Below are 24,892 nucleotides of genomic sequence, written 5' to 3' on the forward strand. Positions count from 1 at the left end.
CTATTGGGTTTTTCGACTTGTGTGTTCAGTCAGTCGGCTGGAGAACTATTGCAAGAAAAGCTAAATGCAATCAAATCAATGACTGCGCAGTTTAATCAGGTAGTGAAAGCAAAAAAACGCGAGGTATCACGTTCCTCCGGAACTATGGCGTTACAGCGCCCTGGCAAATTTCGCTGGGAAACCAAAGATCCCATGGAACAATTAGTTGTTGCTGATGGAAAAAAAATGTGGGTCTATGATGTGGATTTAGAACAAGTCACGGTTAAAAAACAGGCAAAAGGTCTGGGAGGAACTGCTGCATTATTTTTAAGTGGTTATGATGATACAGTTACCAGAGATTTTAATGTGAGCCAGCAGACTTCTGGAAAAACAATGACTTTTGATCTGAAATCAAAATCTTCAAAAGAGAATTTTCAACAAATTAAACTGATGTTTACACAGGATAATTTAACCGGTTTGGAATTGCATGATCAATTAGGGCAAGTAACTACTGTAAAACTAGTACAGATTAAATTAAATCCTCAATTGCCTGCTAAATTGTTTCAGTTTAAGCCGCCAAAAGGAACGGATGTAGTACAGCAATAATCATTTTGGAACATGAATTAATCAGCATACTTGCTGGGCTTCGCAAGCTCAGCACCAGCCTGCAGATGGTATTTTGTTGGCTGGGCTAAACGAAGAACAGCCCAGCTGAGTCGTTTATTTGCTGGTTGGTGTGGTGATAAGTAAAAGAATATGAACCAATCTATTTTATTGTGAGTTTAAATTAAAATATATCATCAAATGAGATGTCCCAATGAGCTTGTTTAATACCGATCCTATACCTCCTTTAGCAGAGTTTCTAAGGCCGAAACATCTTGATGAGGTGATTGGCCAAAGTCATTTGCTTGGAGAGGGCAAGCCGTTGCGTCTGAGTTTTTCTGGTCGCAAATTACACTCCATGATTCTATGGGGGCCACCTGGAGTTGGTAAAACAACCATTGCCCGATTAACCGCTCAGGCATTTGATTGCGAATGGATAGCTCTTTCTGCTGTATTTTCTGGGGTTAAAGAAATTAGGGCAGCCATGGAGAAAGCACAAGAATATTTGATTCATGACAAACAGACTATTTTATTTATTGATGAAATTCACCGATTTAATAAAGCACAGCAAGATGCATTACTCCCTTACACAGAATCAGGGTTAGTCACTTTCATTGGAGCTACTACAGAGAATCCTTCATTTGAAGTCAATTCCGCTTTATTGTCACGAGCTCAGGTCTATGTTTTAAAATCACTGACGGATGAGGAATTAAGACTGCTATATCAACGGGCTCATAAAGAAGTGCTGCCGCATTTACAGTTTGATGAGCACGCTCTTGAGGTCATTATTGCTTGTGCTGATGGGGATGCAAGAAGGCTTCTTAATCTTCTGGAGCAAATTAATACTGCTTGTACTGCGATGAACGTATCGACGGTAGGCCATGACCTGGTGACTAATGCCCTGGCTTCCACTGCCAGACGCTTTGATAAAGGCGGGGATAATTTTTACGATCAAATTTCTGCATTGCATAAATCGGTTCGTGGTTCTAATCCAGATGCTGCACTTTATTGGTTATGCCGTATGCTCGATGGTGGAGTTGAACCACACTATTTGGCTAGACGTATTGTCCGTATGGCCTGGGAAGATATTGGTCTGGCCGATCCTAAGGGAATGCAAATTGCTAATGATGCTGCAGCAACTTATGAGCGTTTAGGATCGCCTGAAGGCGATCTGGCCTTGGCTCAGGCCGTCATTTATTTGTCAGTAGCTGCAAAAAGTAATGCAGGATATGTCGCGTTTAATCAAGCCATGGCTTTTGTAAAAAAAGACAAGTCCAGAGAGGTTCCAGTTCATTTACGTAACGCGCCTACCAAATTATTAAAAAAATTAGGCCATGGACATGAGTATCGTTATGCCCATGATGAGCCGCATGGTTATGCTGCTGGCGAGCATTATTTTCCTGAAGGGATCGGCGATCCGCGGTGGTATAAACCGGTTTCAAGAGGATTGGAAATTAAAATAGCTGAGAAACTTGCTTATTTGAAAAAATTGGATGAGGAAAAATAAGTACGATATGTAAAATGTCGTCAAAGTAGCTCGAACATTAATTATTGAGACGTTCCTTTTTTATTAATCGCATGATTTTAAACACATTTTCATTTTGGCGCGAAATTTGCTAAAGTCTTAGTTATGTCTCGTATGAATAAATATCTCTATGGATTACTGCAATTACCAGACTTGCGCGGTAAAACCGCAAATTGAACTATCAGAATGGGATATATTATCCAGTCTCCCCAATGCATTGGTTATTCTTAATGCGCAAGGGCGCGTGGTCTGGTTGAACCCCTCCGCTGAGGCCATGCTTGGTTATGGATTAATCGGTGCTTTATGGTTGGATGTTATCCAGCGAGCATTCGTTCCTCGTGCTGATGATGGGCATGAAGTCTCTCTTGCTGATGGTCGTCGTGTCCATGTGGCTATTTCATCCTTGGACAGCTTACCTGGAATTCTTATTACCTTGTCTGATATTACTGCAACCAGAGATTATGAAAAAGCGCGGGAAAATGAAAAACGTCTGGTATCAATAGGAACAATGACTGCTCAATTGGCCCATCAGATAAGAACTCCTTTATCTTCAGCGATGTTATACACCGAACATTTAAACAACCTGCCCGAACTGGATCCAAGAATTAAAAATTGGATCAGACGATTACAGGAATGCCATGGTAGCATTGAACAACAGATTCAGGATTTACTTCTGTTTGCACGGGGAGCCTCTATTGTTCCTATGTCTATGGATATGAATTATTGGTGTGCTCAATTAATACAGCGTGCTCAACCTTATACTGATTCCGCATCGATTCAATTTAACGTGGATAATTACCTGATTACTAGTGAGTCAATAATACACGGAGAGTCTTTAATTGGAGCAGTTTTGAACCTTATTATCAATGCAATACAGTCAGAAGCGACAGAAATTCATTTAACTCTTGCATCTATGGATGATTCGGGTATACAAATATCAGTAGAGGACAATGGAAAGGGAATGAGTGAGGATGTTAAATTACAGGCTTTTTCACCATTCTTTACTACAAAGGCGCAGGGAACAGGTTTAGGATTAGCAGTTGTTTTTGCTGTTGTAAAAGCCCATGGAGGCAAAGTGACCTTAGAATCTGTTGAAGATGAGGGTACACAAGTAAATTTATATATACCAGGTATAAGCAGAGTCGAATGAAATTGAATAAAGGATATTTATGAGCCATGTTCTAATTGTTGAAGACGACCCAGTGCTAAGAGAAGCTCTGGCTGAAACCATGACTATTGCTGGGCATACATACATTACGGCTAAAGATGGCAAAGAAGCATTAACACTTCTTGAGCTACATAATCCTGCTGTTGTATTAACTGATATCCGAATGGATAAATTGGATGGGAATCAGTTATTGGCTGAAATTCATAAAAAAAGACCGGGTTTACCTGTCATTTTAATGACAGCTTATGGTTCTGTCGAAGATGCTGTTCATGCCATACGACATGGTGCGGTAGACTATTTACAAAAACCATTTAGCGCACAAGTCCTTACTGATAAAATTAATCAGTTCATCAAAGTCGATATCGATGACAGTGATGATCCTATCGCGCAGGATCCTAAAAGCCAGGCATTGCTCACGATGGCTTTGAAAGTTGCCCAGTCAGATGTGGGGGTCATGATTAGTGGTGAAAGTGGTACTGGTAAAGAAGTCCTGGCCCATTTTATTCACGATCATTCTCCGCGTAAAAAACAGCCCTTTATTGCCATTAACTGTGCAGCTATCCCTGAACAAATGCTTGAAGCTACGTTATTTGGCTATGAGAAAGGATCGTTTACAGGTGCTTATAAATCCACTGCAGGCAAGTTTGAGCAAGCACAAGGTGGAACATTGCTCTTGGATGAAGTGAGTGAAATGTCGCTAAGCTTGCAGGCAAAATTGCTTCGTGTTTTGCAAGAGAAAGAGGTGGAACGCATCGGTTCTAATAAGATGATTAGTCTTGATGTTCGTATACTTGCTACGACAAACAGACAATTAAAGGATGAAGTGCAAGCCGGCCGCTTTAGAGAGGATTTGTTTTATAGATTAAATATTTTCCCTTTGCAATGGCATCCTTTAAGGGAAAGAAAAAATGATATTATTCCATTGGCAAATTATCTCATACGGAAACATTGTCAGCACAAGCAGCCTATAGTACCCGTAATCAGTCCAACGGCTCAAAAACTGATGTTATCTTATCCATGGCCTGGCAATGCCAGAGAACTTGATAATGTCATCCAGCGTGCATTGGTCTTGCAAACTCATGGGATAATTGAAGCTGATCATTTGCAATTGTCTTTAACCTCTACTCTGAGTCTAGAGTCTGGCTCTACTACAAACAGCAAAAACCTGCAAATTCATGAATTTGAATTGATAGAAAAAACTTTATTAGAACACGAAGGCAACAGGCAACAGGTTGCTGCACTACTCGGGGTAAGCGAACGAACATTACGTTATAAGCTGGCTAAAATGCGTGAAGAAGGTTATGTTGTTTAAGGTATCTATTGATTTGCGCCGGATAGACTGGTGAATTAATAGCTTCATAGGGATGATGAGAAAGGGGTACTGACGTGAGCGACATTAATACTGTAAATTTAATTAATCAAATTAAATCTATGGCTGCTCAGGCTGAAGGGGCAGTAACTAAAACTGAGGCAAATCAACCTCCATTTAGTCTGGTTTTTCAAAAAGCATTGAATCAGGTTAACGAGCTGTCTCAAAACGCTAATGCACTTAAAACTCGCTTCGAATTAGGGGATCCTAATGTCAGCCTTGGGGAGGTCATGATCGCTAGCCAAAAATCCAGCCTGGGCTTTGAGGCAACTCTTCGAGTGCGTAACAAAGTGGTTCAGGCTTATCAGGATATTATGAACATGCCTGTATAAATTATACAGAATAAATTTTAAAAAGTTGGGCTGAATCTGTAGCAGATAATATTTTATGTATTAAGCAGGAATTCCAGGAGACTTTGACCTGGTTACTTAATTTACAGGAGTTGAAAATGGCACTGGCTGATAATGCTTCTACAGCAGCAGCAAAATTTGCAAGCTTATCTATCCCTCGCCAGGTTGGATTAATGGTTGGATTAGCTGCAAGTGTGGCTATAGGTTTGGCCGTTGTATTATGGTCCCGTGAGCCTAGTTACATGCCATTGTATAGCCAAATGAATCCTCGTGATGCAACAGAAGTAATGGCTGTTCTGGAGCGTAGCGGCATTGAATTTAAAATAGATCAAAATCACGGTACTTTATTAATTCCTGCAGATAAATTGCAAACAGCCAGGTTGAAGCTTGCTGCGGAAGGATTACCTCGGGAATCTGGGGGTAGTGAAGCAATGTTTGCTTCTAATGGGACCTTCAACAGCAGTCAATTTATGGAAAATGCGCGTTATAAACAAGCTCTGGAAGCTGAATTAGCCCGCACCATTAGTAAATTTAATAACATAAAATCTGCGAGAGTCCATTTAGCGATACCAAGAGAATCTGCTTTTGTTCGAGACAGCCAGGCACCAAGTGCATCCGTTTTTATTGATGTTTATTCTGGTGTTGAATTAAAAAAACACACGATTGCTGCAATAATTAATCTGGTAGCTTCAAGTATACCGAGCTTAAATTCAAGTAGAGTAACAGTAGTGGATCAGGATGGTCAGTTATTGAGCGAAGGAGGGGGGCAAACTTTATTCTCTGACACAGAACGCTTTTTGGATTATCGTCAATCACTGGAGCAGCAGTACTCACAAAAAATACAGGAAATTTTGACTCCAATTTTGGGTTATGGAAGAGTGCGTGCGAAAGTTTCCGCTGATATTGATTTTACCAGTTATGAGCAAACACAGGAGGTATTTAATCCTGAACAATCTGCTGTACGCAGTGAACAAACCATGCAAGAACAACGGAGCAGTAGTAACTCCGCCAGTGGTGTTCCCGGATCGCTTACGAACACTCCTTTGCCTAATCCCGCTCTTGGGCAGAAAAATGTACCACCTAATAATGGTGCTGCCGCAAATAATCAGGCGCAGCAAAATGCATCGGCGCAATCGAATGGGACTGACACTCGTTCCCAAAGTACTAAAAACTTTGAATTGGATAAAACGGTTAGTCATACTAAAAACCAACCGGGTACTATTAAACGGCTTTCTGTTGCTGTGTTGGTTGATAATAAAGCCGTAATGAATGATAAAACAAAAAAAATGGAGAAAAAGCCATTAACTGCCAAAGAAATTGATGAAATTAAACTGCTTGTATCCGATGCTATTGGCTTAAATGCTAAACGTGGCGATAGTTTGAATGTAATTAACAGTAATTTTATTAAACCAGATCCTATTAAACCTATTCCTGCTGAACGTTTTTGGCAGAAAGATAGTTTTTGGTCAATTGTAAAGCAAACTGGTGGTGCCTTGTTTGTGCTAGCCCTGATTTTTGGAGTATTAAGGCCTATGCTCAAGACTTTAGCCAGTGATAAAGAGGATGAGGAAGAACAAGCCAAGGCCCCCGGAGAATTAGGTTATGAAGGTCATCCTTCGCTTGCTGAGGCTAATGATTATGAATCGCAATTAAATTTATTGCGTCAAGTAGTAGATAAAGAGCCCAAACGGGTAGCACAAGTAGTTAAATCATGGGTTGACAGAGGATAAAAATGGACGGAATTGAACGAGCAGCCATTTTGTTATTAAGTATGGGGGAAAAAAATGCCTCTGAAGTATTAAAGCATCTGGAGCCCAGACAGGTACAAAAAGTAGGGATGGCGATGTCAACGCTTAATTCAGTAAGCAAAGCAAAAATGCAGGCTGTTTTAGTCGACTTTATAAGTGCTATTGAAGACCAAACCAGTTTGACCGTAGACACGGAACATTATTTGCGTACCGTGTTAATAGAGGCTCTGGGAATAGAAAAAGCCACCCCTTTTATCGACAGAATTCTGGTTTCTGATAAGGACAGCGGTCTGAATCGATTAAAATGGCTCGATGGTCGTTTAATCGCTGATGTGATTCGTAATGAGCACCCACAAATCATAGCTACTATATTAATCCACCTTGATAGTGAACAATCAGCGGAGGTCGTCAGTTATTTTAGTGCCGAGAAACGAGCTGAAGTACTACTGCGTATGTGTAATATTGATACAGTGAAACCTGAGGCTATTTCTGAGTTAGGAAAAGTTATTGAAAAGCAACTTAGTGGACAAACTGTAGGTAAATCTGCTTCAGTTGGAGGGATTAAAACAGTAGCTGACGTCATTAACTATCTTGAAGGTGCCATGGAAGAAGAAGTCCTGGACAAAATTAAGGATTGGGATGAGGAGTTAAGTGACAAAATCCGCGATAAGATGTTTGTGTTTGAAAATATAGTTGATATGGATGATCGGAGTGTGCAGACTTTACTGCGTGACATTACTTCAGAGCAGCTGAAATTAGCATTGAAAGGAACTACTGAAACCACAAGAGATAAAATATTTTCAAACATGTCGAAACGAGCTGCTGATTTATTAAGAGATGATATTGAAGTGCAAGGGCCAGTGAAAGTCAGTGATGTTGAGCGTGCACAGAGAGATATTTTGGCTATAGCAAGAAATCTTGCTGAAGATGGCAAAATTTCTTTAGGCTCGAAGGGCGGCGATGAAATGATTTGATGATGCAATTGTATTAAATCATTGATGACTCTATTTTAACTATTAGTACGAATCCCTGTGGTTTGACCACGGGGCCCACGGTAATTAAGTTAAGAACAATACGTCATCCTGAGCATAGCGAAGGATCTCTTCAATCAGGGAGATCCTTCGTCGCCAGCTCCTCTGGATGGCGGACAAAATCCTTAACTTAATGGTCGTGACCGCGGTCGCTGTCGCGCGGATCTGTATTCCAGATGCATCGAATGTTAACCCTTTTACAGGTAGTTTATAAAATGTCTAATGAATTTGAGCCTTACCCCGATTCCAGAACTTCCACAGAATTTAGTGTCTGGGATTATAAGAAGAGGGAAGTGCCAGAAGAAGTTGTTGAAGTAGATCCGCAAGAGCAATTGATGAACGAAGTTGCTCTCCTAAAACAAGATGCTTTTGATAAAGGATATGCAGAAGGATTGCAGCAAGCCCAAGAAGAAATAAACGCCAGGAAAACTGAACTGATGGAATGGATAGCGTTTTTTCAAACGCCAATCCAGCTACTTGATGAACAATTGACCCAGGAAATTATTCAAACCTTAATTTGGCTCTGTCAACATTGTATTGGTATTGAATTAAGCGTTCATCCAGAGAAATTTCATGCTTTATTTGACGAAATACGTTCAGAACTGCCTTCGTTAAAAGGCAGTAAAACCCTGGGGCTGCATCCTCTTGATGTTGATTGGGTAAAAGCTGAGTTTAGTGAAAAGGAATTGCCGGGAATAGAACAGGCATTATTTCCAGATCCTTCCCTGGTTCGAGGTGATTTTTACTTAAAAAGTGAACACAGCGATCTGGATGGCAGGCTACAAACAAGGCTTATGACTTTGTTTGCCAAATATATTAAAAAAGATACCCTTGATTCATCAAAGCCCTCTGAGGACTAATTAATGCCAACCATCAGGTCACAACTTTTTAATGTACTCGGAGATGTATGTAGTAAGCCATACTCTGGATTATTACGCTGTGGGCGGGTAAGTCGTGCTATCGGTTTGACTTTGGAGGCCAAAGGTTTTAATCAGCCCGTTGGCGCACGTTGTCTGGTAACTATAGATGAGCACCGAACTGTTGAAGCTGAAGTAGTTGGTTTTAGTAATGAAAGTGTTTATTTGATGTCTATAGGAGCTATCCAGGGGCTTGCTCCCGGAATGCTTATCAGACCAACCGGGAGAGTTGCCCAGGTTGGGGTTGGTGCTCAACTATTAGGGCGTGTTTTAAATGGCTCAGGAGCATTAATTGATGAAGGGCCTGTGCTTGATTTGATGAATTCATATCCCCTTATTGGTCCAATAATTAATCCATTAAAAAGAGCGCCAATAGATACTCCATTGGATGTCGGTGTTCGTGCTATTAATGGATTACTTACCGTAGGCAGAGGACAAAGGATTGGATTGTTTGCTGGAAGTGGTGTAGGTAAATCAGTACTGTTGGGTATGATGACACGATTTACCAATGCTGATGTTGTTGTTGTTGGACTGATTGGAGAGCGAGGCAGAGAAGTAAAAGAATTCATTGAATGTAATTTAGGTGAAGAAGGGCTTAAACGCTCTGTTGTCGTCGCTGCTCCTGCTGATGAAAGCCCCTTAATGCGTTTACATGGAGCAAAAGTTGCGACCAGCATTGCGGAGTATTTTCGAGATCAGGGAAAACATGTTTTGCTGTTAATGGATTCACTAACCCGATTTGCTCAGGCACAAAGAGAAATTGCTCTGTCTATTGGTGAAGCACCAGCAACAAAGGGATACCCCCCATCTGTTTTTACCAAGTTACCCAAATTGGTGGAGCGTGCCGGAAATGGTATGCCTGGTAAAGGTTCAATCACTGCATTTTACACGGTACTGACGGAAGGCGATGACTTACAAGATCCAATAGCTGATTCAGCAAGAGCGATACTGGATGGTCATATTGTACTAAGTAGAGCATTAGCAGAGGAAGGTCAATATCCGGCTATTGATATTGAAGCATCAATCAGTCGGGTAATGCAGGCGATTGCTACAGAAGACCATATGAAAGATGCCTTATTGTTTAAAAAATACTTGTCAGTATATGAAAAAAATAAGGATTTAATTTTGCTTGGAGCCTACTCTAAAGGAAGTGATCCAGTATTGGATAAGGCGGTATTAGTCATTGATCGATTCAAAGATTATATAGCCCAAGGGATTAATAAAAAAATTGATTATACTGACAGTATAAATAGTTTATCTGAGTTGATAGCAACCTCGCTTGGAGGTAAATCATGAGCCAAAGATTAGAACGTTTGCTTCAATTACTGAATCTGAAAAAAGAGATAACAAATCAAGCGTTCCAGGAGCTTCTTCAATCAAAAGAACAATTCGTCCAGAACAAGACCAGGCACGAGCAGCTTGTGATGTATCGTCAGGATTACATGCAACAGATGGAGCTTATAGGTAATGAGGGCAGTACTGTAGGGCGTTTAAGAAATCGTATTGATTTTATTAGTCATTTGGATACTGCTCTAATCCAATTAAATTCACATTTGGCGCAGCTCGCCAAGTTAAGGACTAAATTAGAGTTAAAATACAGGCAAGCAAAAACTGCTGAAGAAGGTGTTGATAAACTAATTGAGAGGGTAAAAAAGGCTGAATTAATACAAACTCAACGAAAAGATCAAAAAGAAATTGATGAGTATGCTCAAAAGCAATGGTATAGTAAAAATACTCATGATCAGTCGAATCCTTTCGGTGAATAAACTTATTAAAAAAATTTGGGTAGCTGTAGCTATCTTAATTGTTCTCGCGGCTGTTTTTTCAAGCATATTCCGCTCATTAACCCCATGGGCGAAACAATATAAAGGTGAAGTGGAACACCATTTAACTGCATTATTAGGCCAACCTGTAAGTATTCAATCTATGGAAACTGGTTGGTATTGGTTTCAGCCTGTACTTAAATTAAAAAATATCAATATTAATGATGGTAAAGAACATGCATTGCATTTAGAGCAATTACAAGTAGGAATCAACTTATTCAAATCGCTTTGGTATTGGCGTATTCAGCCAGGAATCTTGTATGTAGATGATATTCATCTGAAATTTCGTGAGACAGCGAAGGGCTGGATTATTGATGGTATTTCACCAGCTGCAATAAACGATAATGCAATGACACCTGAGCGAACACAACAAATATTAGCCTGGTTAGCACAACAAGAACGTTTGGTTATCAGACATGTTTCTGCGCATTTCTATTTTAGCAATGGTGGATTGATACCGGTGAGCGGGCTTAATCTTTCTGTAATTAATCGAGGTGGGCGTTACAAACTGAAAGGTGATGCGCGTCTTGAACAAACCGACAGCACCGTTTTTCAACTACTTGGCGATGTGCAATTTGATCCAGAGCATTTGGAATACACGAAAGGGCAAATTTATTTTTCTGCAAAAAACATAGTCCCTGCTCAGTGGCAAAGCCTGCTTCCCCAAACCTCCGAGCAATTGGAAGGGGGAAAAGGTGATATAGATTTATGGCTTGATTTAGATAAAGGAGCCGTTGCATTAGTGCAGGCACAGGTGAAGTTCAAACGTTTGGCCTGGCGTTTAACGAATAAGAAAACTCGTGAGTTGATCCAATCTTTTTATGCGAATATTTCCTGGAAGCCTGACCGGAAGGGATGGACGCTTCAAGCGGATCATATCAAATTAAGGGCCGCTGGTGTGAGCTGGCCTGAAAATCAGGTATCAGTTAATTTTAATAAATTTACTAAGAACTATCAGCTTTTTGTTAAGTCTATTCTTATTGAGTCGCTGCTATCTGATGCGATTAACTGGCCGTCTGATATGCAGACTTTGATTCAAGCCAAGCCTCATGGTGCATTAAGTGATACCCAAATCGTTTTTAAAGAGAATAAAGTTAATTATTTTCTAACCCGCTTTGATCATTTGGGCTGGACCGCAATTAATAATATTCCGCAGGTAGAGGAACTCTCCGGGGCATTAAACTGGCAGCCAGAAGAAGGCCGATTAGAGTTGGACTCAGTAAATACTGCTATTAAAGTTAAAGGATATCCGATACAAAATCTGGAGCTCTTTAATGGTGCTGTAGACTGGAAAAATTTAAGTAATGGTTTAAGGGTCAGTATAGAGCGGTTAATCCTAAGCAAATCAGATTTAACTATTAGTGCTCAGGGAGTAATTGATCAGGTCAGCAGAGAATCAGTTGGAGTAATTCATCTGGATGCAGATTTTTCAGGAAAAAACATAGAGCAGTGGATTGCATATCTGCCGAAGGAACATCTAAAGCCTAAATTGTATTTATGGCTGACAAAAGATTTGAAAAAAATAGCCAGTGCTACTGGGAAAGTAAAAATTAATGGTTTAGCCAGTGATTTTCCATTTGATCACAATAATGGTGAGTTTTCTATCACAAGCCATGCCAGTGGTGGTGAGCTTTTAATTACCTCAAAGTGGAAGCCAATAACAGATTTGGAAGGATATATCAGGCTAAGAAATCGTAATCTTGTTATTGATGTGGTACACGGGGATTTTCAAGGAGTGCCTGTAAATCAGATGAATTTGCGCATTGATGATATAGGTCTGGATAAGGAAACTTTATTAGTACATGGCATTATTCACGGCCAGGCTCAAAAAATGATAAATTTTGTCTTGGCGTCTCCTTTAAAACAAAAATTATCTGCTTTGAATCGATTGGTTATTAAGGGATTAGTGTTATTAAATCTTCGCCTGGAAATTCCTCTATATCCCGAAAATGATGACAATCTTGTCAGAGGGGATTTATCTTTTCAAAAAAATACTATTTTGGTAGAGCATGAAGTTGGTGCTCTGAAGATAGAGGATGTTACAGGCGACTTGTCTTTTGATGAAGAAAGCATAACTCATAGCGCATTGACTGCCAGTGCTTTTGGTTTCCCGTTAAATGTCAAAATTCAATCAGTTAAAAAGCCACAGCCAGAAACATTTGTTGTTGTAGACGGTGAAACTACTATTGATGCATTGAAAAAACAGTTTAATGTCCCTATTTTATCTTTTTTAAAGGGAATGTTTGCTATTAATGCTCAAATTAAAATTACAGATGATCCTAATGATTTGGACAGTGTTATTTTTAAAAGCAACCTGAAAGGCTTGGCTATTAGTTTGCCTGCACCTTTGGGTAAGGCATTTGAAACTCAAGTGCCTTTGGAAGTAAAGCTTGATTTTAATACTAAAAAAGCAATTCGCCTGCGCTCTAATTACAACAATCGCCTAAGTTCGGATCTTTTATTTCATAATAGTAAGAGTGGGTTTGAATTCAAATCAGGCCAAATACGATTAGGCAGTGCTCAGGCTATTCATCAAGATAAGCCTGGATTGGCTATAGTCGGATCTTTAGATGGATTTGATTTACACGAATGGAAGAAGATTTATGATAGATATTCATCTGGCCCGTCTAACTCGCCGCTATTGGAACAATTGAGAATTGTTAATGTTAAATTGGGTAAACTCACTGTTCTGAAACAGCAATTTGATAATATGGTTGTTATCGCGAAAGTGCTTCCGGGGAATGATTGGTCTTTCAGTCTGAATCAGAAAAAAATTGCAGCGGATCTTATGTATCATCCAGCAACCAATTCACTTAGTGGATTTGTTAAATATTTGCATTTATCGCCGATAGATAAATTCGAACCGAATACGAAGTTATCTACCAATGATAGTCCGGGACAAATTCCTAATCTTAATTTACGAATAGATAATTTTTCGGTAGGAGAAAAGCAAATCGGCAATATGACACTTAAAAGTCAGTCGTCTCCAGAACGCTGGTTCATTGATTATTGCAGAATAGACTCACCATTCTATCAGTTTGTTATTAATGGAGAATGGACTCAAAAAGCTAAAGTAAATCAATCAAAACTACAGGTCAGACTTCATTTAAACGATTTGGCCAAAAGTTTGGAGCAATGGCAAATTACTCCAGCTGTCCATGCGAGAAAAGGGGATCTGGAGTTTAATGGGGGATGGCGTGGGTCTTTGTATGATTTTTCTCTGCGCACCTTAAATGGAACGATGAATCTGCAGCTTAAAAATGGTCGAATCACGAATTTAAGTCCTGAAACTGAAGAAAAGCTTGGTTTAGGGAAATTGTTGAGTATTTTAAGTTTACAAACCATACCAAGGCGACTGAAACTGGATTTTAGTGATTTAGCTCACCAAGGTTATAGTTTTGATGTATTTAAAGGGAGCTTTAGTGTGAAAAATGGGATAATGAACACACAGGACAGTTATATTGACGGCCCGGTTGCATATGCTAGCATGAAAGGCGAACTTGATTTGGTACGTCGTATGTATGATTTAAATTTAAGTATTTCTCCGCATATTACAGCCAGCTTACCTATAGTTGCTACAATTGCGGGAGGGCCTATTGCAGGTCTTGCTGCCTGGGTTGCTAATAAAATTATTAATCAAAGCATGCAAAAAATTACAGGGTACAGCTATAAAGTTTCGGGTCCGTGGAATCAACCGATAGTTCAACAGTTGAGTATTGAGAAAAAAATTATAAAGAAATGATGAGCCTATGCTTAAAACATTATACTTAATATATTGGAAATTGGTTAAATTTCAGGAAGTTCCTGAAAATACTCCTTATTCTCATTTTTTAATGGGAATCAGTATCTTATTGTTAGTGCTTATTCTGATTATTCAATGGTCTTTATCGGATTTTGATTTTTCCAATGATTTACTCATGACAACCTCTATTGCTATCAGTTTGGTTTTATCTTTTATTATTTACACGTTTGCTATTTTATATTTTCGCGGATTAACCTCCAGATTGGTACAGACAATAACTTGCTTGTGCAGTACACATTTTATTCTTCATTTCCTGGCTTTCCCTTTATTTTTGATAGATCCTTTTTTGATTCATTCCAATTTAAAAAATCCACTGTTTTTATTTATTGCTGTGATATATTTATTTGTCACCGTAGGTTTATCGGTATGGCAATTTGTAATTACCGCATACATATACAAATATGCGATGAATAGTACAAACGTGCACTCTGTTTTGGCTGCTTTTGGTTTAATTGCTGTTAATGTATTAACAGTTTCTTTTTGGCGATAACAACATGACACATATACATATTTTGGGTTTAAGCGGAACATTCATGAGTGCATTAGCCTTGCTTGCTCGGGATGCCGGATATAAAGTTACTGGAAGTGATGCGAATTGTTACCCGCCCATTAGTGATTTACTTGCTGCAAAGGGTATTTCCTGGACTGAAGGTTATGACGACACAACTCTGGCACTTCAAGCCGATTTGGTTGTTGTGGGAAATGCAATTAAACGCGGTATGCCTGTTCTTGAGGCAGTGATTGAATCAGGGAAAAGTTATACTTCGGGCCCGCAATGGCTTGCCGAGAATATTTTGCCCAAATATCAGGTGATAGCTGTCGCTGGTACTCATGGCAAAACAACAACGACCTCCATGATTGCCTGGATTTTAGATCAGGCAGGCCTTAATCCCGGTTTTTTGATTGGGGGGGTGTCTTCTGATTTTAAAACCAGCGCTTGTTTGGGTAAGGGGGCCTGGTTTGTTATTGAAGCAGATGAATACGACAGTGCGTTTTTTGATAAACGCCCCAAGTTTATGCATTATCGTCCACGAATTGCAGTTTTGAACAATCTTGAATTCGATCATGCGGATATTTATGCCGATTTGGCGGCCATCCAACAGCAATTTCACTTTTTATTAAGAACAATACCTGCGAGCGGCGTTGCAATTAAACCTCGTGATGATAAAGCACTAAACGAAGTTTTAGCGCGAGGCAGATATTCTCGTATCGAAGAAATGTCGCTATCTGATAATGCAGATTGGACAGCCCAACTATTAGATGAGAGTGGTTCTTCATTTAGGGTAATGCATCAGGGGAATGTGGTCGCTATGGTTAATTGGTCTTTGATTGGACGCTTCAACATAGAAAACGCACTTGCGGCACTTGCTGCAAGTGTTAATGCTGGAGTAGCTCCCACAGTTGCAGCTAAGGCTCTGGAATCATTTACACCTGTAAAACGGCGCTTGGAAGTAAAGTCGAATCGTCACGGCATTACTGTATACGATGATTTTGCTCACCATCCAACTGCCATTACAAAAACAATAGATGCGTTAACCAAAAGCAATCGGCATCAACGTATATTTGCCGTAATGGAGTTTGCTTCATATACCATGCGTACAGGAGTACATGCCGGCGAAATGGCTCAGGCGCTTGCACCTGTTAATGGAGCGTATATTTTGGATCCGCATGATTTTAATTTAAATGAAACTGTTGCTGATTGGTCTTGTCCTTATCAAATTTGTAAAAACAATGATGAAATAGTGAGAGATATTATTAGTGTTGTCAGGGAGGGGGATGCGATACTGGTAATGAGTAATAGAGGTTTTAATGGCATTCATCAGCAATTGATTGATGCAATAGATAAACGTTATATGTAATGAAGCACAATTATCCATTCATGCTTATGCCCGTGCCGTCTGTAGGTCGGGCGTCTCACCTGACATCTTACTCCCCAAACAAACCAATGAGATGAAAAACGCTTCAGATATATTAATAAATGTTTGAATAAGAACACTCTGCGGATGAACCACATGAACATGTTTGATGTTGGGCGAAGCGCCGAATGGCACTCACTACTATTAATAAACACTTTAAAATCAATTGATTGAGATTTTTTGCACTGTAAATGTAACGCTGTGAAATAAATATTGGCAAATAGATAAATAAATAGTTGCAATATTTTTTATAGGTTGATATAAAAAATATAGGTGTCTTGGTGTATTGAGGACGAACTACTCGCTGCGGTTTTTGCGGGTGAACACTAGCGGCACTGCCATTAAGTTAAAAACAGTACGTCATCCTGAGCATGACGGCCAGATCTTTAACTTAATCGCAGTGAACACTAGCGGGAGGGAAAGCCATGCTCGAGTTTGCCATATTTAAGCAAAATGCAATGCACTTACCCAGATATTTAATGCGATGTAATGCTAAAAATATGGGGTGCATGGGTTTTTTCTCGGCAATCCTACCAAGTACCGGTTCCATAGATGATGCGCTGACGATTCAAATGATCGCGAATAGTCTAAGTGAAGAGAATGATGGGGTTTTATTGAATTATGTTCGGGCATTCTCCAAATATGGAATTGTCAGTGATGAAGAGTTTGGGGCGTTTAAAAGTAAAGTGTTGGTGGGTATTTACCTGCTGATGTGGTCGCATTACAACTCATCCGTATCCAGTTATTTAAATAATTCTTTTATTAAATACCTGCAAATGGATTTAGGTATAAACTCAATAGACGAAATGGATGATGAATTATTTAAATCAAGTCTTGATACTTTGAGTTATTATTGTACATTCATCTATCAAAACAAAGAGAATAATGAATTTTCTAATTTAAATAAGCGATTAGGAATATCAATACAGGCAGATATTGAAACAGTAAGGCAATCAAGATTTATCCCAGATAATTCTTGGTTTGGTGCATATAGCGGTATGTTTTGTAGTTTATGGATGACTAACAAGTCTTAAAAGGAGGTTGTATGACATTTACTCCACCTCAATTTCTTACATTGAGAGCAGATACTCTTAATTTGGATGAGCATTATTCCATTGCAATTGGTCGTTATAAAATCATTGAACCTAAAAATTCATCAATTCCTGGGCACGACAGCCTGAATACTTTAATTGTCAGAACTCGTTGTGTGATTGACGGCAAATCGGGGAGAGAAACGTCCGTCGAAGTTTTTAATCTGTTAAGTAATGAATGCCGCGATATATTAAAAGAGAATATTGATGAAAAAATGGAACAAGGTACTTTGATTTTACTTGGTTCATTATTGCATCGCTATTTCCGGCTGATTAAAAAATATGATTATGATAACTCATTTGTGTCCTATTTTTTTACACCATTCGATGAGCGCAACTGTAAATTATTTACCTCTATCAGGAAAGCGCTTAATTTGCCCGACGAAATGCCTAAAGATTACAGGGCCAAAGACTTGCAAGCTCTTGATGCTACAACAGTGGTTACTGCCCTTGAATTATTTAAAGCACATATGAAATTAAACAATAATTATTTAAAATACCCACATTTTGCAACAGATACAAATTTTGAACCTTATTTAGATGAAATTATTAAAGAACATCGAGTGCGAGGAAATACTGTTTTAAAACAATTTAAAGCGATTAACTTTATTAAGTCTTTAGTCGAGCAAGTTGAGATAGTACATAACAAGGAGCGTGAAGCATTAGAGTTATGGGGGGCAAAACTGGCTAAAGATCATCAAAATTTTAGTCAATTAAATCTTGAACTCATTGAAGGGCATTTGAGGAAAAATATGGATGAGGGCCCAGTAAAGGAGAACATCCTGGATTTAATTTATACCCCCGAAATTAAAGATAATATTGAGGCTTTAGATCATCCCCAATTTTTGGCAGCATTAAAAAAGTGCAGTTCAGATTTGGCAAGTCACACTGTAGTTGGTGGTTATGGATTATTATTTCAAACTAAATTATTGTCTGAGAATTTAACTTATTGCATGGAGCAGGCTTTAGGTTTACATCATCCTTTTTCTAAAACTAAGGTGTTTACTGATAACGATGCGTTGAATGGACTCACCTTTTTAAAAAATTTCTTGTCTAATAATCAAGGGATTGAACTTAATTGTGAGTTCTTTGGTGATAGAAGTCAGATGAATACTCTGATGTTCCAATACGAAAAATCCTTAACCAAAAAGACAGAACCTTCTGCTGAAACGAATGCGTCTTTAGCATTTTAAACATCTGGCAATTGACGTTAAAGTGCTGCATTAAAGACTGAAATCTTGCTGTCTTTAATGCAGGTTATTCCGATGAGCTCCATCAATGTTGATGATCGTTAGTGAGCACTAAACTCCAATTGTCCTTCTTTATAATCGACCTTGATTATCTCGCCAGATTTAAATTTACCTTTTAATAAGGACTGTGCTAACGGATTCTCCAGTTTTTGTTGAATGGTACGTTTTAAAGGTCGGGCTCCATACACAGGGTCAAATCCTGCTTCAGCTAAGTAGGCTAATGCCTCTGGTGATACTTCTAGTTGTATGTCTTGCTGCTTCAGACGACGGTGCAGATAGGCGATTTGAATTTCTGCAATTCGTGCAATTTGATCTTTTGCCAATGCATGAAATACCACTGTTTCGTCAATACGATTAATAAATTCAGGACGAAAATGTTGCGACACCAGCTCCATCACTGCTGATTTTATCTGTTCATAATTAAAACCTTTCCCCATTTCCTGAATCAATTGAGACCCTAGATTAGACGTCATTACGATTACGGTATTGCGGAAATCAACGGTTCTTCCCTGACCATCAGTTAAACGACCATCATCCATTACCTGCAAGAGAATATTAAATACATCGGGATGGGCTTTTTCTACTTCATCCAAAAGAATAACGGAGTAGGGTCTGCGCCTTACTGCTTCGGTTAGATAACCTCCTTCTTCGTATCCAACATATCCTGGAGGCGCACCAATCAAACGGGCAACAGAATGTTTTTCCATGAATTCAGACATATCAATACGTATCATGGCTTCTTCTGTATCAAAAAGAAATGAAGCCAATGCTTTACATAATTCAGTTTTACCTACACCAGTAGGCCCAAGGAACAAGAATGAGCCTATAGGGCGATTGGGATCTGAAAGACCTGCCCGAGATCTTCTGATTGCATTTGAAACGGCATCTACTGCTTCATTTTGTCCAATTAGCCGGCTATGCAATACCTCTTCCATCTTAATCAGTTTCTCTTTTTCACCTTCCATCATTTTTGCAACAGGTATACCTGTCCATTTGGAAACAACTTCCGCAATTTCATCTTCTGTTACCTTATTGCGTACCAATTTGGTTTCAACACTGTCAATCGCGGCTACCTGACTTAATCGTTTTTCCAGTTCAGGGATCCTTCCGTATTGCAATTCGGACATGCGACTCAGATCACCGGCTCTTCTTGCTGTTTCCATTTCCAGTTTCGCTTGTTCAAGAGCCTCTTTTATTTGAGTGGATCCTTGCATGGTCGCTTTTTCAGCTTTCCAGATTTCCTCTAAGTCAGAATAGTTTTTTTCCAGCTCATCAATGCTGTGTTGTAAATCATCAAGTCGTTTTTTGGAGGCATCATCGTTTTCTTTTTTTAATGCTTCACGTTCAATTTTCAATTGAATTAAACGTCTCTCTAATTTGTCCATGCTTTCAGGTTTAGAATCAATTTCCATACGGATTAAGCTTCCCGCTTCATCAATTAAATCGATTGCCTTATCGGGAAGCTGTCTGTCACTAATGTATCGATGAGATAATGTTGTCGCAGCAACAATCGCTGGATCAGTTATTTCAACTCCGTGATGCACTTCATAACGCTCTTTTAAGCCACGAAGAATGGCTATGGTATCTTCAACAGTGGGTTCTTCAACCAGTACTTTCTGAAAACGTCGTTCTAAAGCCGCATCTTTCTCAATATATTGCCTGTATTCATCAAGCGTAGTAGCACCAATACAATGCAGTTCACCTCGTGCCAATGCAGGCTTTAGCATGTTACCCGCATCCATAGCACCCTCGGCTTTTCCTGCTCCTACCATCGTATGAATTTCATCGATAAATAAAATAATCTGGCCTTCCTGTTTGGCTAAATCATTAAGTACCGCTTTTAAACGCTCTTCAAATTCGCCACGAAATTTTGCTCCAGCAATCAGAGCTCCCATATCTAATGACAGTAATCGTTTGTTTTTTAAGCCTTCGGGTACTTCTCCATTAATTATTCTTTGCGCCAGTCCTTCTACTATAGCTGTTTTACCTACCCCTGGCTCACCAATGAGTACTGGGTTATTTTTCGTTCTTCTTTGCAGAACCTGGATAGTGCGTCTGATTTCATCATCCCTGCCAATTACAGGATCGAGCTTACCCTGTTCTGCTCGCTCGGTAAGATCCAGAGTATATTTTTCTAATGCCTGACGTTGTTCTTCTGCATTGGCATCATTAACCGTCTCGCCACCTCTTAAGTCATCTATGGCCTTTTCTATGGATTTTAAATCTGCTCCGGCTTGTTTGAGTATCTTTGACAGAGAGACGTCTTCACTTACTGCTGCAAGAATAAATAATTCGCTTGAAATAAAATTGTCTTTTCTTTGTTGTGCAAATTTATCGGTCAGATTCAATAACCGGTTTAGCCCATTTGATATATGGATATCACCACCAGTACCAGTGACTTTAGGCAACTTTTCCAGTGCTTGATCTAATAGAGTCCGTAATAAGGCAATATTAACCCCTGCTTTAGTGAGGAGGGGCCTACAACTGCCGCCTTGTTGATCTAATAACGCTTTCATAAGGTGTTCCGGTTCTATAAAACCATTGTCTCTTCCTAGTGCGAGGGATTGAGCATCGGCTAGAGCCATTTGGAATTTTGAAGTTAGTTTGTCCATTCTCATCGCTTCACCTTATATAGTTGTTTTAGGGTATTAATTCATCTCTTACTGCCGTAAAATGGGGTTAGATTTAATTATTTCAAGAGTGCAAAATGAATAATGATGTATCCTCTAATTCTAATCCGGATTCTCAAACTTTGCTTAATCAAATTGTTTTGGATTATATGAATGAGAAAAAAAGAAAGCGAAGATGGCGTTGGGTATCACGAATTATCTTTTTACTTATTATTGTTTTGATTGCCTATAAAGTGAGTACTTATTCTAATGAGAGTACGGGGGGAAATACCAAAGAACACGTGGGGCTGGTTGATATAAATGGAGATATTTTTGACTCCAAAGGTGCCAGTGCGGATAGTTTTGCCAAGGGCATGCAAAGTGCTTATAAAAATCAAGGATTAAAAGCTTTAATTATTCGAATCAACAGTCCTGGAGGAAGTCCGGTACAGGCTGAGTACATGTATAATACAGTGATGTATTATAAATCTAAATATCCTGATATAAAAATATACTCAGTCTGTGTTGATGCGTGTGCATCTGCTGCTTATTACGTTGCTGTTGCTGCGGACAATATATATGCTAGTCCCGCAAGCCTGGTCGGTTCTATAGGGGTTTTATATAATGGATTTGGCTTTGTTGATGGTATGGAAAAAATTGGTGTAACTCGACGCCTGGTTACAGCTGGCAGCAATAAAGGCTTTTTAGATCCGTTCTCTCCGGTTACTGAACTGCAGAAGCAAAAATTACAAACCATGCTTGATGTTATTCATCAGCAATTTATTAAGCGTGTAAAAGAGGGGCGAGGAACGCGATTACATATCGATGACGATACTTTTTCTGGCCTTTTCTGGACGGGTGAACAGTCTTTAGCTATTGGGCTTATTGATGGTTTGGCCAGTAGTGGCCAGTTGGCTCGGGATGTAATAAAAATCGATAATATTATTGATTACACCCAAAAACAAAATTTATTTGAGCGTGTGACGCAAAGTTTGGGTACTGCTATGGCTAATGAGTTGCCTTCAAGCCTGGGAATTAAACCCGGATTGTGGTAATTACTTTATGATGATTATGTTGGGCTGCACTGCGTTTAGCACCAGCCTACCATGATTGCAACGATAAAAATGGCTTTGTAGGCTGGTGCTGAACTTGCGAAGCCCAGCATTTAGATGCGGGATTTATTTCAGTGCTGGAGAAATAGTCTGAAGAAGTGTTTTAAATACTTTTGGTGTACCAGCAACTACATCGCCACTCTGAAGGAAATCATCACCGCCTTGCACATCACTGATTAATCCACCAGCTTCTCTGATTAATAAGGAGCCTGCCGCAATATCCCAGGGGCGTAATCCCAGTTCCCAGAAACCATCAATGCGGCCACTTGCAACATAGGCCAAATCGAGGGCTGCGGAACCTGTTCTTCTGACACCGGCACATTTACCCATCAGTGCTTCAAAGCCTGGCAAATACCGTTGAGCCAGCGCAAGGTTACGGAAGGGCACACCGGTTCCTAATAAAGACGCACTGAGTAATGTTTGTTTGGATACTCTGATTCTTCTATCATTTAATCGTGCCCCTCTACCTCGACTGGCAGCAAAACATTCATGTCGTAATGGATCATAAATGACTCCGTGCTCAATCCTGTTTTTAACTTTTAAGGCAATTGAGACAGAGAAGAAAGGAAATCCATGAAGATAGTTGGATGTTCCATCCAGAGGATCAATTATCCATACTGATTCACCATCGCCTTCTTGAAAACCGCTTTCTTCAGCGAGAATTCCGTGTTCCGGGTAGGCTTTATGAATTGCATTGATAATTGCCTGCTCAGCTTTTATATCCACTTCGCTAAAATACTCCTGACTGCTTTTAGCGGTAATCTTTAAACGATCCACTTGTTCCATGTGACGGATGATAATTTCGCCTGCTTGGCGTGCTGCATTGACTGCTATATTTAAAAGTGGTTCCATGGATATACTCTTTATCTACAAAATCAGCGATTCTACCACAATTTTTTTATACATAGAGAAGTCCAATCAATAAATGCTGTGATATAGTTACATAAAGTATCAAATATAAGTTTTTTTATGAAGTTAAGTTCAATACGTATTGTTTTGGTAGCCACATCACACCCTGGAAATATCGGTTCAACAGCAAGAGCGATGAAAACCATGGGATTAAATTCACTGTACTTGGTTAATCCTAAATCTTTTCCTGATTATAAAGCCCGGGAGATGGCGGCCGGGGCTGATGATGTTTTAGAACAGGCTGTGGTAACAAATACTATAGAAGAAGCATTGGCAGGGTGCCAATTAATTCTTGCAACCAGTGCGCGACCCAGAGGTTTGTCGCTGCCAGGTTTATTGCCTGTGTCAGGTGCTGAGCTAATTGGCAAACAGGCGGATGATACCCAGGTTGCTATTGTCTTTGGTAGAGAGCATGCAGGTCTTACTAATGAAGAATTGTTGAAATGTCATTACCATATCAATATTCCAAGTAACCCTGATTACAGTTCGCTTAATTTGTCGCAAGCAGTACAGATTATTGCTTATGAAATTCGCATGAACCTGTTAGCACCGAAGGCTGAGGTTTCGCTGCGAAGAGATGAGTACGCAACGGCAAATGAAATTGAACAATTTTATGAGCATTTAAAAGAAGTCTTTATTGAGATTCAATTTTTAAAGGCATCAAATCCTCGACGTTTGATGCAACGAGTGCGGAGATTGTTTAATCGCGTTATTCTGGAAAAAATGGAAGTCAGTATTTTGCGTGGAATGTTGAGTCAGGTTCAAAAATCATTGGAATGGGCGGAAAAAGGAAAAAGGAGAGAATTGGATGACTAAGATGCCGATATATTTTGATTATATGGCTACCACACCCGTAGATCCACGAGTTGTAGAGCAAATGATTAAATATTTAGGCCCCGACAGTCATTTTGGAAATCCGGCGTCAGCAACCCATATATATGGCAAAAGCGCGGCGCAAGCAGTTGAGAGAGCACGACTCAATATTGCAGATGCGATTAATGCCTCTGCTCAAGATATAGTATTCACATCCGGTGCAACAGAATCAGATAATTTAGCTATTATAGGCGCTGCCCGTTTTTATAAAAATAAGGGCATGCATCTCATCACCATGAGTACAGAACATAAAGCGGTGCTCGATAGTTTTCATCAATTAGAGAAAGAAGGATTTCAGGTCACCTATCTTGAGCCTGAGTCTGATGGATTACTGGATATTAACACGTTGGAGCAGGCACTGAGAGAAGATACTATTCTCGTGTCTGTAATGCATGTTAACAATGAAATTGGAGTAATTCAGGATATTGCCGCGATTGGTGAATTATTACGGGATAAAGGAATTGTATTTCATGTAGATGCGGCTCAAAGTGCTGGAAAAATTGCTATTGATTTAAATAAACTTTCAGTTGATTTAATGTCATTTTCTGCACACAAAATGTATGGGCCTAAGGGGATTGGAGCGTTATATGTCCGGCATAAACCTCGTATTCGTTTACAGCCCCAAACTTTTGGCGGCGGACATGAAGGTGGTTTGCGTTCAGGAACATTGGCAACCCATCAAATTGTAGGTTTTGGAGAGGCTTTTGTTTTAGCTAATAAAGACCGGGTTGAAGAGCAGGAGCGTTTGCTGCATTATCGGCAAAAATTATGGAATGGCATTAAATCTCTGCCTGGTATTCAACTGAACGGGCATGAA

Annotated in this window: 20 protein-coding genes; 18 read left to right on the top strand and 2 right to left on the bottom strand. The window is 39.5% G+C overall.

Going from position 1 to position 24,892, the window contains the following annotated elements; all coding sequences use genetic code 11:
* The 15 genes from lolA to Q0495_RS12015 form a co-directional block, all read left to right on the top strand.
* Positions 1 to 585, top strand: a 585-nt coding sequence (lolA, locus tag Q0495_RS11945; protein WP_298626633.1) for an outer membrane lipoprotein chaperone LolA, incomplete at its 5' end; no start/stop codon positions are given.
* 211 nt (positions 586 to 796) lie between these two features.
* Positions 797 to 2,089 carry a replication-associated recombination protein A gene (locus Q0495_RS11950; protein WP_298626635.1) on the top strand — a complete coding sequence of 431 codons (1,293 nt, stop codon included), beginning with the start codon at positions 797 to 799 and terminating at the stop codon, positions 2,087 to 2,089.
* Positions 2,090 to 2,237: 148 nt separating this feature from the next.
* Complete coding sequence (locus Q0495_RS11955) at positions 2,238 to 3,257, top strand: ATP-binding protein (RefSeq protein ID WP_298626636.1); 1,020 nt, start codon at positions 2,238 to 2,240, stop codon at positions 3,255 to 3,257.
* 19 nt (positions 3,258 to 3,276) lie between these two features.
* The gene (locus tag Q0495_RS11960; protein WP_298626639.1) at positions 3,277 to 4,587 is read left to right on the top strand and encodes a sigma-54 dependent transcriptional regulator; all 1,311 of its coding nucleotides are present in this window, start codon (positions 3,277 to 3,279) and stop codon (positions 4,585 to 4,587) included.
* Positions 4,588 to 4,661: 74 nt separating this feature from the next.
* Positions 4,662 to 4,976 carry a flagellar hook-basal body complex protein FliE gene (gene fliE, locus Q0495_RS11965; protein ID WP_298626642.1) on the top strand — a complete coding sequence of 105 codons (315 nt, stop codon included), beginning with the start codon at positions 4,662 to 4,664 and terminating at the stop codon, positions 4,974 to 4,976.
* Positions 4,977 to 5,092: 116 nt separating this feature from the next.
* Positions 5,093 to 6,724 (top strand): flagellar basal-body MS-ring/collar protein FliF, encoded by a 1,632-nt coding sequence (gene fliF / locus Q0495_RS11970; RefSeq protein WP_298626645.1) that lies wholly within the window; start codon positions 5,093 to 5,095, stop codon positions 6,722 to 6,724.
* Between the two features lie 2 nt (positions 6,725 to 6,726).
* Positions 6,727 to 7,716 (top strand): flagellar motor switch protein FliG, encoded by a 990-nt coding sequence (gene fliG / locus Q0495_RS11975; protein WP_298626647.1) that lies wholly within the window; start codon positions 6,727 to 6,729, stop codon positions 7,714 to 7,716.
* A 272-nt stretch (positions 7,717 to 7,988) separates the two neighbouring features.
* Complete coding sequence (locus Q0495_RS11980) at positions 7,989 to 8,633, top strand: flagellar assembly protein FliH (protein ID WP_298626650.1); 645 nt, start codon at positions 7,989 to 7,991, stop codon at positions 8,631 to 8,633.
* A 3-nt stretch (positions 8,634 to 8,636) separates the two neighbouring features.
* Positions 8,637 to 9,986, top strand: a complete 1,350-nt coding sequence (gene fliI / locus Q0495_RS11985) for a flagellar protein export ATPase FliI (RefSeq protein ID WP_298626653.1) — start codon at positions 8,637 to 8,639, stop codon at positions 9,984 to 9,986.
* Positions 9,983 to 10,456: a flagellar export protein FliJ gene (gene fliJ, locus Q0495_RS11990; protein WP_298626657.1), complete on the top strand. Its 474-nt coding sequence runs from the start codon at positions 9,983 to 9,985 to the stop codon at positions 10,454 to 10,456. The genes fliI and fliJ overlap by 4 nt, the downstream gene beginning before the upstream one ends.
* Positions 10,395 to 14,255, top strand: coding sequence for a YhdP family protein (locus Q0495_RS11995; protein ID WP_298626660.1), 3,861 nt, complete (start codon positions 10,395 to 10,397; stop codon positions 14,253 to 14,255). The genes fliJ and Q0495_RS11995 overlap by 62 nt, the downstream gene beginning before the upstream one ends.
* 7 nt (positions 14,256 to 14,262) lie before the next feature.
* On the top strand, positions 14,263 to 14,805 hold the full coding sequence (locus Q0495_RS12000; RefSeq protein WP_298626663.1) for a hypothetical protein: 543 nt from the start codon (positions 14,263 to 14,265) through the stop codon (positions 14,803 to 14,805).
* A 4-nt stretch (positions 14,806 to 14,809) separates the two neighbouring features.
* A complete protein-coding gene (gene mpl, locus Q0495_RS12005) occupies positions 14,810 to 16,174 on the top strand; it encodes a UDP-N-acetylmuramate:L-alanyl-gamma-D-glutamyl-meso-diaminopimelate ligase (protein ID WP_298626666.1) in 1,365 nt (454 codons plus the stop codon).
* 482 nt (positions 16,175 to 16,656) lie between these two features.
* The gene (locus tag Q0495_RS12010; protein WP_298626668.1) at positions 16,657 to 17,265 is read left to right on the top strand and encodes a hypothetical protein; all 609 of its coding nucleotides are present in this window, start codon (positions 16,657 to 16,659) and stop codon (positions 17,263 to 17,265) included.
* An 11-nt stretch (positions 17,266 to 17,276) separates the two neighbouring features.
* Positions 17,277 to 18,515, top strand: a complete 1,239-nt coding sequence (locus Q0495_RS12015; RefSeq protein ID WP_298626671.1) for a type IV secretion protein Dot — start codon at positions 17,277 to 17,279, stop codon at positions 18,513 to 18,515.
* Positions 18,516 to 18,613: 98 nt separating this feature from the next.
* Here the strand turns inward: Q0495_RS12015 and clpB are convergent, their stop codons facing one another.
* Positions 18,614 to 21,190: an ATP-dependent chaperone ClpB gene (gene clpB / locus Q0495_RS12020; RefSeq protein WP_298626674.1), complete on the bottom strand. Its 2,577-nt coding sequence runs from the start codon at positions 21,188 to 21,190 to the stop codon at positions 18,614 to 18,616.
* Positions 21,191 to 21,279: 89 nt separating this feature from the next.
* On the opposite strand from clpB, the gene Q0495_RS12025 reads away from it, so the two are divergent.
* Entirely contained in the window at positions 21,280 to 22,236 is a 957-nt protein-coding gene (locus tag Q0495_RS12025; RefSeq protein ID WP_298626676.1) for a S49 family peptidase, read from the top strand.
* Positions 22,237 to 22,359: 123 nt separating this feature from the next.
* Here Q0495_RS12025 and Q0495_RS12030 read toward each other — a convergent pair whose 3' ends face one another.
* Positions 22,360 to 23,145 carry an inositol monophosphatase family protein gene (locus tag Q0495_RS12030; RefSeq protein WP_298626678.1) on the bottom strand — a complete coding sequence of 262 codons (786 nt, stop codon included), beginning with the start codon at positions 23,143 to 23,145 and terminating at the stop codon, positions 22,360 to 22,362.
* A 117-nt stretch (positions 23,146 to 23,262) separates the two neighbouring features.
* Here Q0495_RS12030 and trmJ point away from each other — a divergent pair, with 117 nt between their 5' ends.
* A complete protein-coding gene (gene trmJ, locus Q0495_RS12035; protein ID WP_298626679.1) occupies positions 23,263 to 24,018 on the top strand; it encodes a tRNA (cytosine(32)/uridine(32)-2'-O)-methyltransferase TrmJ in 756 nt (251 codons plus the stop codon).
* The coding region (locus tag Q0495_RS12040; RefSeq protein ID WP_298626681.1) for an aminotransferase class V-fold PLP-dependent enzyme at positions 24,011 to 24,892 on the top strand (882 nt) is incomplete at its 3' end. The genes trmJ and Q0495_RS12040, both read left to right, overlap by 8 nt.

The sequence above is a fragment of the uncultured Legionella sp. genome, from assembly GCF_937871865.1.
Lineage (GTDB): Bacteria > Pseudomonadota > Gammaproteobacteria > Legionellales > Legionellaceae > Legionella.

What these genes read in the sequence shown, in the direction of transcription:
- Q0495_RS11950 (WP_298626635.1), top strand. Translation starts at nt 797, where the DNA reads ATGAGCTTGTTTAATACCGATCCTATACCTCCTTTAGCAGAGTTTCTA.
- Q0495_RS11955 (WP_298626636.1), top strand. Translation starts at nt 2,238, where the DNA reads ATGGATTACTGCAATTACCAGACTTGCGCGGTAAAACCGCAAATTGAA.
- Q0495_RS11960 (WP_298626639.1), top strand. Translation starts at nt 3,277, where the DNA reads ATGAGCCATGTTCTAATTGTTGAAGACGACCCAGTGCTAAGAGAAGCT.
- fliF (WP_298626645.1), top strand. Translation starts at nt 5,093, where the DNA reads ATGGCACTGGCTGATAATGCTTCTACAGCAGCAGCAAAATTTGCAAGC.
- fliG (WP_298626647.1), top strand. Translation starts at nt 6,727, where the DNA reads ATGGACGGAATTGAACGAGCAGCCATTTTGTTATTAAGTATGGGGGAA.
- Q0495_RS11980 (WP_298626650.1), top strand. Translation starts at nt 7,989, where the DNA reads ATGTCTAATGAATTTGAGCCTTACCCCGATTCCAGAACTTCCACAGAA.
- fliI (WP_298626653.1), top strand. Translation starts at nt 8,637, where the DNA reads ATGCCAACCATCAGGTCACAACTTTTTAATGTACTCGGAGATGTATGT.
- fliJ (WP_298626657.1), top strand. Translation starts at nt 9,983, where the DNA reads ATGAGCCAAAGATTAGAACGTTTGCTTCAATTACTGAATCTGAAAAAA.
- Q0495_RS11995 (WP_298626660.1), top strand. Translation starts at nt 10,395, where the DNA reads ATGCTCAAAAGCAATGGTATAGTAAAAATACTCATGATCAGTCGAATC.
- Q0495_RS12000 (WP_298626663.1), top strand. Translation starts at nt 14,263, where the DNA reads ATGCTTAAAACATTATACTTAATATATTGGAAATTGGTTAAATTTCAG.
- mpl (WP_298626666.1), top strand. Translation starts at nt 14,810, where the DNA reads ATGACACATATACATATTTTGGGTTTAAGCGGAACATTCATGAGTGCA.
- Q0495_RS12010 (WP_298626668.1), top strand. Translation starts at nt 16,657, where the DNA reads ATGCTCGAGTTTGCCATATTTAAGCAAAATGCAATGCACTTACCCAGA.
- Q0495_RS12015 (WP_298626671.1), top strand. Translation starts at nt 17,277, where the DNA reads ATGACATTTACTCCACCTCAATTTCTTACATTGAGAGCAGATACTCTT.
- clpB (WP_298626674.1), bottom strand. Translation starts at nt 21,190, where the DNA reads ATGAGAATGGACAAACTAACTTCAAAATTCCAAATGGCTCTAGCCGAT.
- Q0495_RS12025 (WP_298626676.1), top strand. Translation starts at nt 21,280, where the DNA reads ATGAATAATGATGTATCCTCTAATTCTAATCCGGATTCTCAAACTTTG.
- Q0495_RS12030 (WP_298626678.1), bottom strand. Translation starts at nt 23,145, where the DNA reads ATGGAACCACTTTTAAATATAGCAGTCAATGCAGCACGCCAAGCAGGC.
- trmJ (WP_298626679.1), top strand. Translation starts at nt 23,263, where the DNA reads ATGAAGTTAAGTTCAATACGTATTGTTTTGGTAGCCACATCACACCCT.